At 42.2% G+C, this 16,093-nt stretch carries 12 protein-coding genes and 1 tRNA gene; 4 read left to right on the forward strand and 9 right to left on the reverse strand.

Going from position 1 to position 16,093, the window contains the following annotated elements; genetic code table 11:
- Nucleotides 1–5: 5 nt before the first annotated feature.
- Both HMPREF1536_RS12440 and HMPREF1536_RS12445 read right to left on the reverse strand, forming a co-directional pair.
- Entirely contained in the window at nt 6–1,928 is a 1,923-nt protein-coding gene (locus HMPREF1536_RS12440) for an LptF/LptG family permease (RefSeq protein ID WP_028729876.1), read from the reverse strand.
- A 102-nt stretch (nt 1,929–2,030) separates the two neighbouring features.
- Complete coding sequence (locus HMPREF1536_RS12445) at nt 2,031–2,414, reverse strand: START-like domain-containing protein (protein ID WP_028729875.1); 384 nt, start codon at nt 2,412–2,414, stop codon at nt 2,031–2,033.
- A gap of 198 nt (nt 2,415–2,612) precedes the next feature.
- Here HMPREF1536_RS12445 and HMPREF1536_RS12450 point away from each other — a divergent pair.
- The 3 genes from HMPREF1536_RS12450 to HMPREF1536_RS12460 all read left to right on the forward strand — a co-directional run bounded on the left by HMPREF1536_RS12450 (nt 2,613) and on the right by HMPREF1536_RS12460 (nt 4,146).
- Nucleotides 2,613–2,686, forward strand: a tRNA-Met gene (locus tag HMPREF1536_RS12450).
- 180 nt (nt 2,687–2,866) lie between these two features.
- Nucleotides 2,867–3,247: a GntR family transcriptional regulator gene (locus tag HMPREF1536_RS12455; RefSeq protein WP_028729874.1), complete on the forward strand. Its 381-nt coding sequence runs from the start codon at nt 2,867–2,869 to the stop codon at nt 3,245–3,247.
- A gap of 5 nt (nt 3,248–3,252) precedes the next feature.
- Nucleotides 3,253–4,146 carry a slipin family protein gene (locus HMPREF1536_RS12460; protein WP_028729873.1) on the forward strand — a complete coding sequence of 298 codons (894 nt, stop codon included), beginning with the start codon at nt 3,253–3,255 and terminating at the stop codon, nt 4,144–4,146.
- 1 nt (nt 4,147) lies between these two features.
- Here HMPREF1536_RS12460 and HMPREF1536_RS12465 read toward each other — a convergent pair whose 3' ends face one another.
- From HMPREF1536_RS12465 to HMPREF1536_RS12495, 7 genes are all read right to left on the reverse strand, one after another.
- Entirely contained in the window at nt 4,148–5,455 is a 1,308-nt protein-coding gene (locus tag HMPREF1536_RS12465) for a sensor histidine kinase (RefSeq protein ID WP_028729872.1), read from the reverse strand.
- Nucleotides 5,452–6,813 (reverse strand): sigma-54-dependent transcriptional regulator, encoded by a 1,362-nt coding sequence (locus tag HMPREF1536_RS12470; protein WP_028729871.1) that lies wholly within the window; start codon nt 6,811–6,813, stop codon nt 5,452–5,454. The genes HMPREF1536_RS12465 and HMPREF1536_RS12470 overlap by 4 nt, the downstream gene beginning before the upstream one ends.
- Nucleotides 6,814–6,846: 33 nt before the next feature.
- Nucleotides 6,847–8,121 (reverse strand): ABC transporter permease, encoded by a 1,275-nt coding sequence (locus HMPREF1536_RS12475; protein WP_028729870.1) that lies wholly within the window; start codon nt 8,119–8,121, stop codon nt 6,847–6,849.
- Nucleotides 8,122–8,123: 2 nt separating this feature from the next.
- Entirely contained in the window at nt 8,124–9,386 is a 1,263-nt protein-coding gene (locus HMPREF1536_RS12480; RefSeq protein WP_028729869.1) for an ABC transporter permease, read from the reverse strand.
- A gap of 17 nt (nt 9,387–9,403) precedes the next feature.
- Nucleotides 9,404–10,072, reverse strand: coding sequence for an ABC transporter ATP-binding protein (locus HMPREF1536_RS12485; RefSeq protein WP_044193386.1), 669 nt, complete (start codon nt 10,070–10,072; stop codon nt 9,404–9,406).
- A gap of 531 nt (nt 10,073–10,603) precedes the next feature.
- The gene (locus HMPREF1536_RS12490; protein WP_028729867.1) at nt 10,604–11,542 is read right to left on the reverse strand and encodes a FimB/Mfa2 family fimbrial subunit; all 939 of its coding nucleotides are present in this window, start codon (nt 11,540–11,542) and stop codon (nt 10,604–10,606) included.
- 682 nt (nt 11,543–12,224) lie between these two features.
- A complete protein-coding gene (locus HMPREF1536_RS12495) occupies nt 12,225–13,163 on the reverse strand; it encodes a FimB/Mfa2 family fimbrial subunit (protein ID WP_028729866.1) in 939 nt (312 codons plus the stop codon).
- A gap of 614 nt (nt 13,164–13,777) precedes the next feature.
- Here HMPREF1536_RS12495 and HMPREF1536_RS12500 point away from each other — a divergent pair.
- The gene (locus HMPREF1536_RS12500) at nt 13,778–15,823 is read left to right on the forward strand and encodes a response regulator (protein ID WP_028729865.1); all 2,046 of its coding nucleotides are present in this window, start codon (nt 13,778–13,780) and stop codon (nt 15,821–15,823) included.
- Nucleotides 15,824–16,093 lie beyond the last annotated feature (270 nt).

Raw genomic sequence — 16,093 nt, forward strand, 5'->3', positions numbered from 1 at the left:
CGTTTTTAATTTTTAGTTTCTAAGCTCTTGATCATATCTTCCAGTTCACGGCTTGTCTTTTGTACCACCTGTATGTCATGGCGCAGTAATTTGCGTTGATAAGTGGCAAGCAGGTAAATCGGAAGTCCTATCGGAATGAGGATACCGAGTGCCAGCCCGATCTTACCGTTCAGGTTGGCGTTCAGTTGGTTGTATCCACCTATAACCGGGTAGTCCATTAGTTTATTCAGCAACAGATTCTGGTCGGAATTGGCCAGCTCTTCGATGATGCCGTCCATTTCTGCTGCCAGTTGTTCGGCTGTATGATCTTTTCCTCCCTGTCTCCAGAAAGTGATATAATTAAGCCAGCGTTTGTGACCTTTTAAATAGCTGGCGCAATCATTAGCCAGTTTATCCAGGCGCGGAAGAATTGCCTCGTAATCGGGAGTGAAAATGATCACTTCTTTCTTCTCCACCTTACGTCCTGAACGTTTTCCTATAAGGTTCTTCAATGCGTTCAGATAAGTGTCGGCATTCAATATCACACTGTCGTTCACCGCCTTGTAAGTCAGGAATATACCCAACGGGGCTAATACGGCCGAGCTCAACCACATTCCTTCCCATGCAGCCCATACACCGTCACGAGCCATCTTGAACCCGATATTGTCTACAATATAATAGAAGATAAACAGGATCACGGAAATCACCACTGGCATACCGAGTCCTCCTTTACGGATAATAGCTCCCAGCGGGGCACCGATAAAGAAGAATACCATACAGGCAAATGATAAAGTGAATTTTTTATGCCACTCGGTCAGGTGACGGCGTACTTTATAGGCTTCATCCCCCATTGTGGCTGCTTTAAAATAATAATCGGCCTTTACGCTCTCTATATTCGATTTTGCACGAACCAGCAATGCGGCCTTGCCACTCGCCGGCTGCGCCTGATACAGACTGTCGAAATCGATTATTACAGCCGGCTCATCCTGCTTCTTTTTCAGTGAATCGGTGTTGTTGACCTGGCTGCTTCCCGCCTGGTTACCCTCTTCTCTTTTAGGTTTGGAGAATGTACGGCGATAAGACATCTCGTAAACGCTTTTCGCATTCAGGGCTTTTATACTGTCGAGCCTGACAGTCATTGAGTCGATGGAAGTCTGCAAGTCATTCAGCTTTTTCCCCATATATTGGTTTTGCATGAATGATTCATCCGTACGGGTGAAGTTGGCATCGAATTCAATAAGAATTTCTTTCGTCCCGAAAGTTTCCCTTCGGTATGGCACGGCTACTTTGGCTCCTGCACTACCGGTTTGGTTTTTCAGGTTCTCAAACGATTCACCGTTGAAAAGCGATAAGACAAGGAATAATTTATCTGCCGATGTTTTTAACCGTCCGGAATCAGCTTTGATAACACGTGCATTGTTGAAGCCGTCCGAATAATCATAGATCATGACGTCTTTCAGCAACCCCGTCTTATTATCTTTTTGCTTTACATATACATTATATCCTGTGATCTCTCCATAGAATACGCCTTCCGGAATATCCAGTTCAGGCGACTTCTGGCGCATGGAGTAGAGTAGGGAATATAATTTGACTTGGACAACCGGCATCGCATTGTTCTGGAAAAAGAAAGCACCGATACTTATGATACCGATCGTAATCATAAGCGGTCTCATTATATGTATAAGAGATACTCCGGCCGATTTCATCGCCAGTAGTTCCAGGCGTTCACCCAGGTTTCCGAAAGTCATTAGAGACGCAAGCAGAATAGCCAATGGTAAGGCCATCGGGAGGAGGAATAAAGCAGCATAAAAAAACATTTCGCCGAGCACAGGGATTCCCAGTCCCTTTCCCACCATGTCGTCTATGTACCTCCAGAGGAACTGCATTAGTACAATAAACAGACAGATACCGAAGGTCATAATGAACAACGGCAGGAAAGTCTGCAGCATAAATGTATATAATCGTTTTATCTTCAACATTACCTATCCGGGTTGACGGGGCAAAAGTAGTGTAAAAAACGATAAGTACATGACATAAATCTCTAAAACAACCTAAATACCGAGTGTACGTTTCAATTCATAGACTTGCGAGTCCCATAAATTGATTGAGTCTTTCTTTTCGTCCGGCTCGGCAAAGTCGGTAATTTCAAGAGCGGTTGCTCCGGTAAGTTCAACAGTGTGAATTAAAAATTCGAAGTAAACAGTGTCGTCATCCTCGTCTGCCCATCGGTAACGGATACTTATTTCCGGTTTTACAGCCAAAACTTCGGCTTCCTGCTCATCTCTGTCCCACTTAAAAACATAGGTGTTGTTGTTGATAGTGACATCATCAGCGAACCACGCCGATAGTCCGGGAGGGGTAGTGAGGTGATTCCATAAACTTCGTCGCGAAACTTTATCGAAAACGTATTCGATATGAAACTTCTCTTTTTTCATCTTTCATGCTATTAATTGCGGAGCAAGATAGGCAAAAGATTGCTATTTGCCAATATTCTCAGGGTAAAAAAAGTTCTAATTTTTAACGGCTTAGCTGAAAGCCCCGAAAAATAAACACTTTTTTTTCGCAAAACTGTTGCATAATATAAAAATAACCTCTACTTTTGCAGCGTCAATAAGGAAAAATGACAACATGATGGCGAGATAGCTCAGCTGGTTAGAGCGCATGATTCATAATCATGAGGTCCCCGGTTCAATCCCGGGTCTCGCTACAAAATAAAGGCTTACAAGAAATTGTAAGCCTTTTTTGTTTTTACTTACCTGTATGTTTGTCCTTTACCACAAATAAGTTTTTTAGAAAAAATCCTGTAAAAAGTTTGTAGGAATAATTTTTCTTGTATCTTTGTCATATAATAATAGTACAATGTTTGTATAACACAATATATAATTATATGATCAAGTTCTTATTAGATTATTCCAGCGGCGTACCGGTATACCGTCAGATTATCGACCAGATTATATTTGGCATAGCATCCGGACAGCTCAAACTGGGGGAACAGCTTCCTACGGTCAGGGCACTTGCTGTAGAGTTAAAGGTGAATCTGAATACGGTGTCTAAAGCTTATAAAGAATTGGAGATCAAAAATATTCTGGAGACCCAGCAGGGAACCGGGACTTTTATCAACAAAACAGAGAATGTGATGCCGGAAAGGGAGAGAGAAGATAAACTGAAAGAAATTTGTATACAATTTTCTTCTGTTGCTTTCAGTTACGGTTTTAGTCTCGATGAAGTGATTAAGGAATTGAAGAACATAGAAACCTCTAAAAAATAATAGATATGACAACAAATGTAATCAACAAGGGATGGTTTAATCCTATTTCTTTTTCCGTATTGCTGGTATTGATTTTCGTATCGGTTGTTCTGTATGCTATGGAAATAGTCAATACGCAGGTCTTTCTGCTTTTGATCATTTTTGCCGGATTGTTGGCTTCTTCAATCCGTATTGCCGATCAGTGGGAGCGGGCGGTAGTGTTGCGCATGGGTAAATTCAAAGGATTAAGAGGTCCCGGCCCGTTTATGATAATTCCTGTTATCGACAGTGTGTCTGCTTATATCGACCAGCGTGTGCGGGTGAGTGCTTTTAAAGCAGAGCAGACCCTTACCAAAGATACGGTGCCGGTAAATGTGGATGCTGTTGTGTATTGGACGGTATGGGATGTCGAAAAAGCCGCTTTAGAGGTACAGGAGTATCAAAAAGCGATCGAGCATATTGCTCAGACCGGTTTGAGAGATACGATCGGTAAGCACGAACTATCTACTCTCTTGCAGGAGCGTGATAAAATAGCCGAAGATTTGCAACATGTTTTAGACCGGAATACGAATCCCTGGGGTATCACATGCCAAACCGTAGGTATCAATGATATTGCCATACCTCAGGATCTGGCCGATGCCATGAGTAAGGAAGCACAGGCCGAGCGTGAAAGAAGAGCACGTGTTATTCTGGGAACGGCCGAGACGGAGATTGCCGAGAAATTCGAACTGGCCAGTCGAAAGTACACCGATAATCCGGTAGCCCTACATCTCAGAGGTATGAATATGCTATTCGAGGGATTGAAAGAAAAAGGCTCTATGGTGATCGTCCCTAGTTCGGCACTTGACTCTATGAACTTGGGTGCTATGGGTGGATTGGTTTCGTTGGCAAAAAGCAATGAGGCATTTATGCACGAATAATTTATATTTCTTCGAAGAGAATTTTAAACCGGGTACAACCATCCTCTGTTGTCAGGCTGAACTTGCAATGATGGTTGGTTAGGACTTCCCGGACAAACATCAGGCCGATCCCCTGACCGGACGATTTGGTGGTAAAGAAGGGGGTGAAGAGTTTTTGTCTGGTCTCTTCGCTTATTCCGGGGCCATTGTCCTCTATTATAATGGATAACGGGGATTGATATGTATAGATATGTATCTTCCCGTTTTTCCCGATCGCTTCGTAGGCATTTTTGATGATATTGACCAGGACTTGCTCAAACTGGATGCCGTCTACATGGATATATCGATCTTCTTCCGTCAGCGATAGAGTCAGTTCTATATCTCTCTGGCGGCATTCGGCGCTGGTCAGTGCATATACCGAACGAACCTGTTCATTGAGGGAAATAGGAGAGAGGGTAGGTTCCGGAATACGGATGACCTGCGCCAGATTGCTTATAAAACTGGCCAGATGTCCGCAACGGTCGAAAGAAGCCTCGACAGCAGGTAGCACATAATCCCATTTGCTGTTTTCTTCCTGCCTGAAAATATCGGTAACGACATTCAAAGTAGAGCCGATCGCCCCGACCGAATTATTTACTTCGTGAGACATCATCCGGATGATACGTTCATACGAGTCCTTTTCTACTTTCTGCAATTCGTGCGTGATCTCTTCTATCAGTATAAAAGGATGATTGAATCCCTGGTCGATAAATGCCGAATGGCTGCAACGATACACTTTGTTTACCGAATTACGTACCATCATATCACTACCCAGTTTTAATTGAGCCAACGCAGGAGCCAGTTCGAATGTGGATTCTTTAAAAGTTTTTCCTTTGATCTCTGAAATATCGGAAATATTCAACACATTCAAGCCCGAAGGATTTACTTCTACGATCTGTTTATCAAAATTCAGGATAACGATACCCTGCGGTGATGCGTGAATCAGCAGGTCAAGGAACTGATTCTTTTCCCGTACGGCCAGCCGTTCGCTCCGCAACTGCGAGATCATCCGGTTGAAAATCCCGATCAACTCGTTGGCGTCTTTATTCCTGACCGCACGTAAATGAGTGGAAAAATCCTGGTCTTTCAGAAGTTGCATCCCGCTCAGCAGGATATGGTAAGGCTTGACCAACATATGATATATAAATGCAGCCAGCAGAAGGGATAGGATGGCGATACATTGTACAACCCAGAAAGGTATCGGCTCATCCCGGAAGAACAAGAACCCTATGCCGCTCGATATGCAGGCGATAAGTGCAGCAATCGTCCAGAATATCCACTTCGACTTCATTCGGGGAGTTTAATGTCGTATTTTTCAAGGCGACGGTATAAAGTCTGCCTGCTCAGTCCTAATGCCGTAGCGATTTTGGAATGATTGCAACCATATAACTCGACCGCTTTTTGTATCATGTTCTTTTCCACCATATCTAGGGAGAGGATCGCATTCCCGCCTGTCGGTTGACCGGCAGGAACCTCGATATATTGCTTTTTGAAATCGACATCCGTAATGATTTCCTTACCGGAGATCAGGATTGTACGCTCCACCAGATTCTTCAGTTCGCGGATATTGCCGTGAAACGGCAGTTTCTTCAGAAAACCGAGTGCCTCTTGTGATATTTTAACCGGAGCCAGATTGTTTTGCTCCGCCTGCTTACGGGCAAAATAGTCGACCAGTAAGGGTATATCCTCTGTCCGTTCGCGCAAGGCCGGCATCTGTATGGTAATCAAGTTGATGCGATAGAATAAGTCTTCCCGGAATACACCTTGCGCTACCATTTCCGGAAGGTTCTTGTTTGTCGCACAGATGATGCGCGTATCCACCTGCCTGGGTTTGCTTTCTCCCAGCGGCTCGAATGTCTGATCCTGCAAAACCCTGAGTAACTTTACCTGGCAAACCAGATCCAGCTCCCCGATCTCATCCAGGAAGATCGTACCTTTATCCGCCAGTTCAAAACGTCCGATCCGGTCGTGGCGGGCATCGGTGAAGGCCCCCTGCTTATGTCCGAACATTTCACTTTCGAACAATGATTGCGAAATACCTCCCAGATTGACCTTGACAAACGGTTTGCCCTGCCGGTTACTGCTTTCGTGGATCGCTTCGGCAATCAGTTCCTTGCCTGTGCCGCTTTCTCCCGTGATCAGGACAGGGGCATTTGTACGGCTGATGCGTGTGATCGTGTTAAGAACCTGTTGCAGAAGGATGGATTTTCCGATGATCTTATCAAAACTATCCGCCCTTTCCGTCTTTTCAGGTCTTTGTTCCAGCCCTTTTTCTTCGCTCTCCTGCAGTTGTATGGCTGTTTGTATTGTTTTCAGCAAAGCCAAGTTGTTCCAGGGCTTGGTGATAAAGTCGAAAGCCCCGGCTCGTATACCCTGAACGGCAAGATTGATGGAACCCCATGCCGTGATCAGGATAACCGGGACGGCCGGACAGAATATCCGTACCTTGGCAAGCAATTCCAAACCTTCTTCCCCGGTAGTCGTATTGCTATAATTCATATCCATCAGGATCAGCTGCGGACAGGTGTGGCGCACGAAGTCGATGGCCTCCTGCTGGTTCGCAGCCGTTGCTACCTCATACCCGGCACGTTTCAATACCAGTGTAAGCGAAGTCCGTACCGTTACGTCATCATCACAGATAAGTATCATAGCTATTAGTATTATTTACCAAAGTTACTAAATTTATTCGTCCCGTAAAGCCTCTGCCGGTGGAATCTTCGCAGCTTGCCGGGCAGGATACCATACGGCTATCAGTGATACGGTGGCCAGCAGACCGAAAGTCAACAGGTAATTGATAAACTCCTGTTCTACCCCGATTCCTGCGTCCATCCTGTTGGAGATTGGGATATCCAGCAACTCCAGTAGTTCTGTTTGTCCGATATTAAGGCATATATTTACGCCTACCACACTGGCAATGAATAATATTAGCAATGTCTCACCGAAAATCATCCGTTTCACTCCTTGTCTGGTTGCTCCCAGGGCTAGCCTGAGACCTACCTCGCTCCGGCGTGCCTGCGTACGATACCAGAATGTCCCGATAATCCCCAGGAATATATTCAGGATCAGGAATGTTGTAATAGCATATATTCCGTTCAACTCGTTTGTGGGCCAGTTTATTGTTTTGGCACTTTCGGGAGTCGAGAAAATGGAAGCCATAAAATAAGGGCCTAGCATCAGTTGTTCCCTCATTTCCCGGGTAAACCGTTCGGCGAAATCTTTGTCCGCTTCCGGACTTATACGTATATATATCTGTATATCCGACAGGTTGTACTCTTCTTTTTTCAGAGGTTGTATCATATTGCTGAAAAAAGATTCGAAATAACTGTCCTTCATCTTGTCGGTAGTCCCGATCACCGTATAAACGGTTTTGTCGATATCGGTGGAGGTCAGTTTTTTTATTTCCGATAGCTCCCGGGAATAATCATGCGATCCGAATTTTCCGTCTCGGCTGGGGCTGATTATGATCGGGTTTGTTCCCGGTATTCCCCACCGGCTGAAATCGCTTACCGTACTTTTAACTTTAAATACATCGAAGAAACCGTCTGTCACCCACCTCATGCGTAAGTTTACCATATCGGTCGTATCTTCATTAATATGAAAACTACTCATATAATTCGACCAGCCGAAAGGTGCTCCCCATTTTGAGAAACTTACGCTTTCCACTCTCGGATAATTTTTTACCCGGCTCAGAAAAGTCATAGCCAATGCCTGTTTGTCTATTTCTTCCGTTTGTCCGTCCTCTGCCGGGTATACCGCACTATTGGCCGGTTTCTCCTGCATATTGATCTCATAGGTATTCTCTATATCGAAACCGCTTCGTTCGAAATAGCATTTCCCCATATAGAAAAGGTAATCCACGCAAAACCATAGCACGCAGAATACAAGAACATATTCCAGGGTGATCCACGCATTCGTTTTACGTTCGTTCCAGATTATTTTGAATATGTGACGTATCATAATTATTTGTCATTTTGATTGAGTGAATTAATAATCTTCATCCGTGAAGCCTTGTAAGCCGGTATTCCCGCAGAAAGCAGGTTGATGACCAGGCATACGGCAAATACAGCCAGTAAAACCGGAATGGAGATCAGCGTATCGGCCGGTATCACGCTGCCGGACGGAATTCCGAGCAACCAATCCCGCATCCGGAAAATTACGATGTACGACAGGATCAGACCGATCACTCCGCCGATTAGCGAGGTAATCAGGTTTTCAAAGAGAACCTGTATCAGGATGGTATATCTTTTCGCACCGAAAGCTTTCCGGATCCCGATTTCTTCCGTCCGCTTTTTTATGCGTGAAAGACTTAGCCCGGAGAGGTTGATAGCCGGTATCATTAACAGTATCAGTAGGATGAAAATCATTTTCCTGTTTTGTATGACGATGGACTGGGCAATTTCTTCGACATTGTTTCCCCAGATACTCTTCTGGTAGAGTTGGTTGTTCAGCGGGCCTTTAATAAAAAGAGTCCAGGGGGCATTTTCCGAATTATATTTTTTCTCCATATTCCTCACCTCTGCCGTTATAGCAGCGAAGTCGCTCGTTTTTTCGGCCAGCATGGCTACGTTAAAATACAAATCCTCTTTTTTCAGGGATGAATAAGGAGCCCATAATTCACCATGAGCCAGTCTGAATACAGGCGAAACATCTTCTACAACCCCTATGATCCGGTAAGGTTTGAAGTTGATCAGGATTGTTTGTCCGAGCACTGTCTCTCCCTTGAACACTTTTTTCCCCAGCGATTCACTTATGACTGCTACCGATATTCCGGAAGTAAATTCTTCTTCGCTGAACGGCCTGCCTTCTATAAAGGAAAATGAAAATATTTTCCAGTAAGTAGCGTCTGTCAGTCTCTGATGTGCATTTATAATCTCGCTTGAACCTTCCCGACCGGTCAGCGTAGACGGGCGGGAAGCTAAAGATGTGAAGGCTGAAATATATAAGGGAGTCTTCAGCGGATAAAGATAATCTTTCACGATATCATACGACAGGGTACCCGATTGCCAGCTGTTTTTTGTCGTATCTTTTTTCACCTGATAATTGGTATGCAAGGTTCTTTCCCTGTTTATTTCCGGTGGTGCACTGATCCCTTTTATCTCATCGGCAACGATGATTGTCATGATCATCATGATTGCCAGTGCTGTTCCCATAATAGCTATCATGCTGATAAACTTATTTTGTTTCAGCATCAGCAGCGCCTGTTTGAAATATATCTTGTACATAATGGTTCCTTTATGAATTATTCAACTCGTCTTCCGTCGAAGAAACGGACAATGCGTTGTGTTGTCTCGGCTATATGCTCATCATGGGTGACCATTACAATGGTTGTTCCTTCGTTGCTCAACTGGAACAGAAGTTCCATGATTTCCGCCCCCATTTTACTGTCCAGGTTTCCGGTCGGCTCATCTGCCAGGATAATCTGCGGATTCCCGACGATAGCCCGCGCCAATGCCACGCGTTGACATTGTCCACCCGATAGCTGTGTAGGGAAATGTCTCATGCGATGTGATAGTCCTACCTTCTCCAGTACTTTTTCGGCCGCTTCCCGGCGACTTTTGCCCGTCGAATTCCGGTAGAGCAACGGAAGTTCTACATTATCCAGTACACTCAGTGAATTGATCAGGTGAAAGCTCTGGAAAACGAACCCCAGCATCTTATTCCTGAATTCAGCCATTTCACTGTCTTTCATCCGTGTGGTTTCCGCTTCATTGATCAGGATCTTTCCTTTTTCGGGTAAATCCAATAATCCCATTAAATTAAGCAGGGTACTCTTTCCGCATCCGGATGGCCCCATGATAGAAAGAAATTCACCTTTTCTGACGGTGAGGTTCACATTTTCAAGCGCAGTGGTTTCTACTTCTGTAGTACGGTATACTTTTGTTATACCTTCCAGTTTAATTATTTCCATATTATCCTCCGTTTATCTGGCAATATATAAACAACGTATGTGCCAAAGTCCTATTGTGTTGAATATGAGGAGTGCGCTTATAGAAGGGGTGTCCGAATACGGACAAATCTGTCCACAATATTATACTCAAAAAGAAAACCCGCACTCTCCGCTTGTAATAAACAAACAATCAGGGAGTGCGGGCTATATTAATTATGTAACCTCACGGTTATATTAATTAAGGTTTGCTTGCGGAATTAAGGGTTCACACAAGCAGAGTATAGGGTAAAATTTCACAAATTGTATTGTGTCCACAAATGTACTGGTATAGTTATATTCTGTTAGGTGGTATTCGTGTCACTCATAAGTGGTATTTGTGTCAACCCTTGTTGAATAAGGGTTGCGTGAATAATGAAAGGTTTGTTGACGTATGTATTGATATCATAATGGGTGGTGATCCTATCACTTAGAATCGGGTATATGAAAAAAAATAGCGGACATTCAGAATTATCCGAATGTCCGCCAATATGCATATAAAAAATTGAGGGTCGATTAACCAATTGTAACGTGTTGAATAACTGTACCCCAGTCTGTTACAACAATATTGCAATTATTTTTTGAAAGGTCAAAAGTGATTTCTGACAGTTCTCCTTCGTTTACAGATACTTTCTCCGAATTTTTGACATTTTTTGAAGAAAGGATCATGATATCGTCTTTGTAAAGCTCTATAGTAACGTCAGAGGCCGGTAAAATAGCTGAGTTTTCAGCAACAACATTTCCTTTTTCGTTTAAAGTAGCAGGAATAATATATTCAATATTCTCTCCTGTCAATTCTCCGTTATGATTGAAAGAGCCTTTTGTATTTTTTACTTTGTAATAAAAATTTCCTTCTTTTGAATCCAACACTTTAATAACGCTTTTAGTAATTAAAGAAATAGAAGAAACTTTACGTTCGATTTTTAATGTTTCAGCACCTGATTTTGTTGAAGCGCTTTTCAATGTAGCCTGTCCGTAGAATAAATCTCCGGGTAATGCAGCGGCAACACCGTTGTTTTGTTTCAAGCTAACCTGTAAATCAGAGATAATATTGGCCTGGCTCATTGCGCTGATCTCTTCGCTGTCGGAAGAAAGACCTGCCCATGCAACAACTGTGATCTGTTTTGAACCCGGGCAACTGATTTCAACCGGTTTTGCCTGCAGTAAATAAGTTCTGTCGAGAGTCACTTGTTTGTAGAAGTCGTTATTCTGGTCGAAAACGAACAGCGTAGTCTGGTCTACATCGCCCTTAACAGTAATGTCTTTGTTATCGGAATAAGCTTTCAGGACAACAGAAAAAGAAGCATCAGCCTGAGAAGACGCATTATCAATTACTTTTTCATCTATACCTGAATAGGAGGAATCGCTATCTGCTGAACAGCTTGCGAAAGAGATTGCTGCAACGAGTGTGCAAACAAAATACAAACAATTTGTGAAAATTCTACCCTTTTTCATGACCTTAATTTTTTATATGCTTTGAAATTACCCTATACTGTCCGAGAGATTCGCTAACCGGTTAAGACCCTCATCAAAACCTTTTGTCTCTCGTTGACGTTACAAATATAGATACTAAAATGATATAAGTATCAAATGTATGTGAAATAAAAGTTAAAACGATCAAAATAGTTGCTGAAAATGTCAAAACAAGAGGTGTAAGTCTCTCAAATGAGGGTAAAAGTCTCTTTTGAGGCTCCTGAAATGATACAAATACAACCTGCGGTATACGGGTTGATGTGATATAAATACATATGTTTGTGATACGAATACAAGCTAAGGCATGTCTGATATTTTGGTTTAGAAAATATTGAACCTACTTTTCTTTCAAGAGAAAAGTAACATTCAAATCTGTCAAATACTGAATCGCTTATATCCTTTCATTATATTCCCTGCATTATAAATTGATTATTAGGGTGTGTTTTTATATTGTGGTAGGTAATCCTATCACATGTGATATATTTACCCGTCATTGTATCTCTTTATCCTTGATAATCATTGTGTTGAATATATTAACATATGTATGGCTATCAAATAGGGTGGTATTCCTATCACGGAGAATCGGATATATGAAAAAAAACGGCGCACACGCGGAACTATCCGGATGTACGCCTTTATGCATATAAAAAATTGAGGGTCAAATTTAATCAATAGTAACGTGCTGAATAACTGTACCCCAGTCTGTTACAACAATATTACCACTGTTTCTTGAAAGATCGAAAGTCAATTCTGACAATTCTCCTTCGTTTACAGACACTTTCTCCAAATTTTTGACATTTTCGGAAGAAAGGATCATTTTATCGTCTTTGTAAAGCTCTACAGTAATGTTGGAGGCCGGTAAAATGGTTGTGTTTTCAGCAACAACATTTCCTTTTTCATTTAAAGTAGCAGGAATGATATATTCAATATCTTCACCTGTTAATTCTCCATTATGATTGAAAGAGCCTTTTGTATTTTTTACTTTGTAATAAAAATTTCCTTCTTTTGAATCCAGTACTTTAATAACACTTTTGGTAATTAAAGAAATAGAGGAAACTTTACGTTCAATTTTTAATGTTTCAGCACCTGATTTTGTCGAAGCGCTTTTCAATGTAACCTGTCCGTAGAATAAATCTCCGGGTAAAGTAGCGGCAACGCCATTGTTTTGTTTCAAGCTAACCTGTAAGTCAGAGATAATGTTTGCCTGACTCATTGCACTGATCTCTTCGTTTTCGGAAGAAAGACCTGCCCATGCAACAACTGTGATCTGTTTTGATCCCGGACAGCTGATTTCAACCGGTTTCGCTTGCAGTAAATAAGTTCTGTCAAGAGTAACTTGTTTGTAGAAGTCATTATTCTGATCGAAAACGAACAGCGTAGTCTGGTCTACATCACCCTTAACAGTGATATCTTTATTGTCTGAATAGGCTTTCAAAACAACAGAAAAAGAAGCATCTGTCTTTTCGGCAGCATTTTCAATCACTTTTTCGTCTATACCTGAATATGAGGAATCGCTATCAGCTGAACAGCTTGCGAAAGAAATTGCTGCAACGAGTGTGCAGACAAAATACAAACAATTTGTGAAAATTCTACCCTTTTTCATGACCTTAACTTTTTATATGCTTTGAAATTACCCTATACTGTCCGAGAGATTCGCTAACCGGTTAAGACCCTCATCAAAACCTTTTGTCTCTCGTTGACATTGCAAATATAGATACTAAAATGATATGCGTATCGAATATATGTATAATAAAAGTTAAAACGATCAAAATAGTTGCTGAAAATATCAATACAACGGGCGTAAACCTCTCAAATATGGGTAAAACTATCATTTTATCCTGAGGTATATGGATGCTGTTTTTTGCTGTCAGATAGGAGGTGTGATATAAAATTACCCATTTTTGATAGAAATACACCTGTCGATAGGTGGCGTTTCTGTCAAAAAGAAGAAGTTGGCCTGTAATTTTTGCTTGGAAAAATAACAGGTGACAATAAACGATAAATCATAAAATTGAAACCTTTATATCGAAATTTGCCTGAAGAAAATTTGATTATCATATCTTTTTTACGAAAAAATAAAGGGTGTGGTACTCGGAAAACGAAATTTTATTGTGATATTTGTACATTATATATAGCAATTAATAGAAAGTGGAGTTGTTGAGGAGATCCGGATCGGTAGATAGAGATAATCTAAGAACTAAAATATATTTGTCAGTTATGAATAATAGAGCTTTGTCCAGGAAATTATCCGTGTTTCTTGTTTGCTTTGCTTTTTGCGGTCAGCAGGCGTTTGCCGCAGAAGGGGCTGTAGGAACTTTGGATATTGTTGTACTTGCGGTAGTTCTTCTTTTAGCCATATTCTTTATCTCGGCATGTTTTTACTTGCGGAAGATGTACACAGGCTTTACGGGAGAATCGAAAGAGGTCAAAAAAGAAAAGGATTTGTTACTTCAACAGCGGGATGAAGCTGTGAAAAAGTGCAAGGAGTTAGAAACAGAAAATGCGGATCTGGAAGAAAAGAAACATTTCATCGAAGAAAAAGCCACGGAATTGGAGTCCCGGGAGAGTGAACTGGCTACCGTAAATGAAGAACTTTCCCAAAAACTTATCGCGCAGGAAACAATGATCTCCACCCTGAACAGTAATAAAAAAGACCTGGAACAAATGCTTGTTGCCAAGATAAAGGAGAGTGATTCCCTTCAACGGGAAGTGGCCGACAGGCTTTCCGAGGCGGAACAACGGTTAAAAGATGCTGAAAGCATTCATGATAATTTCTTTATAGAAACGATCCACGAGATGCGTACCCCTCTTTCGTTAGTGTTGGGATCGCTGGCTCTGGTGGTGCAAAATAAGGATGAGAGCCAGGAAATGTCTACCCAATTACTTTCAGCCTATCGTAATACACTTGCCCTGCAAGACCTTGCCGACCAGCTGATCGGAACCAGGCGGGCAAACGATGTGGCCAATTATCTGCGTATCGCCCGTTACGATCTGGTGGATATATCCCGCCAGATATGCGATTTGTTTGTAGACTGGGTGGCAATGAACAATGTCGACTTCCAGATCAATACCCAGACATCTGTTTTGTGGATCTGGCTCGACCGTCGTAAAATGGAGTATGCTTTGCGTACATTATTGTCTAATGCATTTAAAAATACATTCTCGTACGGTAAAGTGTCTTTGAATCTTTCTGTGGTGCAGAAAGACGGTAAAGCTTATTGCTCTTTGTCGGTGGAGGATGAAGGGTTGGATGAAAATGAAAGTACACGCCGCGGACTGAAACAAGTTTCCGACATGATAGACGATATCGGCGGATTTTTCAGTAGCGATGCCGACAATACGCGAACCATCTATACCTTATTAATACCGTTGGGTAAACAGCACCTGCTGGATCGTCGTGTAGAATTCGTAGAACCGGAAGCCGACCTGGTGAAACTGAATGATCGCCAGAAAGAAGAAATTGCCGAGTTTATCCAGATCATTCCCCAGAAGAAAGCAATGGGTAAAAAGATCCTGGTTATCGATGATAGTGATCAGATCCGTTGGTTCCTGAAGCATGTCTTTACCAAAGAATATGAAATACTGGAGGCGCGTAATGGCGAAGAGGGAGTACAGATAGCCTTTGCTACATCGCCGGATTTGATACTCTGTGATGTCATGATGCCGATAATGGATGGTTTTGAAACTTGTAAGAAGTTGAAGGGTGATCCGCGTACCTCCCAGACCCCGGTGGTTATGCTGACGGCTAAGGTAGAGAGTGAAGATGTCATTACCGGAATTGAAGCCGGGGCTGACGATTATATCACAAAGCCTTTCGACGTAGAAATACTTCGCAGTAAGCTGAATAGCCTGGTAAAGCGTCGTGATCAATTGAAGCAATATTTCACCAATACCCTGGCGGGAACTTCAAATACAGATAAGGATGCAAATGAACCGGCAATACCGAGCAACCCATTTATGGACCTGGTCGTTAAAAATATCGAGATGCACCTCGACGATTCCACCTTTGAGGCAAAGGTGCTCGCAGACTCATTGAACATGAGTCTGCCGACATTGTATCGTAAAATCAAGCAATTCTCTGACTGTAGTATCCTGGAATTGACCCGTACGATCCGCCTGAAAAAGGCAGCCGAGTTGATCCGGACACAACAATATTCGGTGCAGGAAGTATCAGAAATGGTTGGATTTAATGATACGGCCACGTTCCGTAAACGTTTTACAGAGCAGTATGGAACAACGCCTTCCCAATACGGACAGCCCTAAAGATTGTGACAAAACGATCCGTAAATCGATAAAATAATAACACTATGTTGAAAATAAGCCTGTCCTCGTGACGGGCTTATTTGTTTTATTAGGCTTCTGTAAATTCTCTTGATACAATTATTAACAATTGAAGTATCGTTTGGTACTTCATAATCTCGTTTTAAACGAATTTCAACTTCGTTTAAAACGAAAAAAAATTCCTTTTAAATGAAGATGTGATTTGTTTAAGGCTGAAAATATGTTAAATTGGGTTTGCTGAAGATCTAAATA

Source organism: Parabacteroides gordonii MS-1 = DSM 23371 (genome assembly GCF_000969825.1).
Classification (GTDB): domain Bacteria; phylum Bacteroidota; class Bacteroidia; order Bacteroidales; family Tannerellaceae; genus Parabacteroides; species Parabacteroides gordonii.

Bases quoted from the DNA above. Each gene is read 5' to 3' on its own strand.
- HMPREF1536_RS12485 (WP_044193386.1), bottom strand. From the start codon at position 10,072: ATGGAAATAATTAAACTGGAAGGTATAACAAAAGTATACCGTACTACA.
- HMPREF1536_RS12475 (WP_028729870.1), bottom strand. From the start codon at position 8,121: ATGATACGTCACATATTCAAAATAATCTGGAACGAACGTAAAACGAAT.
- HMPREF1536_RS12480 (WP_028729869.1), bottom strand. From the start codon at position 9,386: ATGTACAAGATATATTTCAAACAGGCGCTGCTGATGCTGAAACAAAAT.
- HMPREF1536_RS12500 (WP_028729865.1), top strand. From the start codon at position 13,778: ATGAATAATAGAGCTTTGTCCAGGAAATTATCCGTGTTTCTTGTTTGC.
- HMPREF1536_RS12460 (WP_028729873.1), top strand. From the start codon at position 3,253: ATGACAACAAATGTAATCAACAAGGGATGGTTTAATCCTATTTCTTTT.
- HMPREF1536_RS12440 (WP_028729876.1), bottom strand. From the start codon at position 1,928: ATGCTGCAGACTTTCCTGCCGTTGTTCATTATGACCTTCGGTATCTGT.
- HMPREF1536_RS12465 (WP_028729872.1), bottom strand. From the start codon at position 5,455: ATGAAGTCGAAGTGGATATTCTGGACGATTGCTGCACTTATCGCCTGC.
- HMPREF1536_RS12455 (WP_028729874.1), top strand. From the start codon at position 2,867: ATGATCAAGTTCTTATTAGATTATTCCAGCGGCGTACCGGTATACCGT.
- HMPREF1536_RS12470 (WP_028729871.1), bottom strand. From the start codon at position 6,813: ATGATACTTATCTGTGATGATGACGTAACGGTACGGACTTCGCTTACA.
- HMPREF1536_RS12490 (WP_028729867.1), bottom strand. From the start codon at position 11,542: ATGAAAAAGGGTAGAATTTTCACAAATTGTTTGTATTTTGTTTGCACA.
- HMPREF1536_RS12445 (WP_028729875.1), bottom strand. From the start codon at position 2,414: ATGAAAAAAGAGAAGTTTCATATCGAATACGTTTTCGATAAAGTTTCG.
- HMPREF1536_RS12495 (WP_028729866.1), bottom strand. From the start codon at position 13,163: ATGAAAAAGGGTAGAATTTTCACAAATTGTTTGTATTTTGTCTGCACA.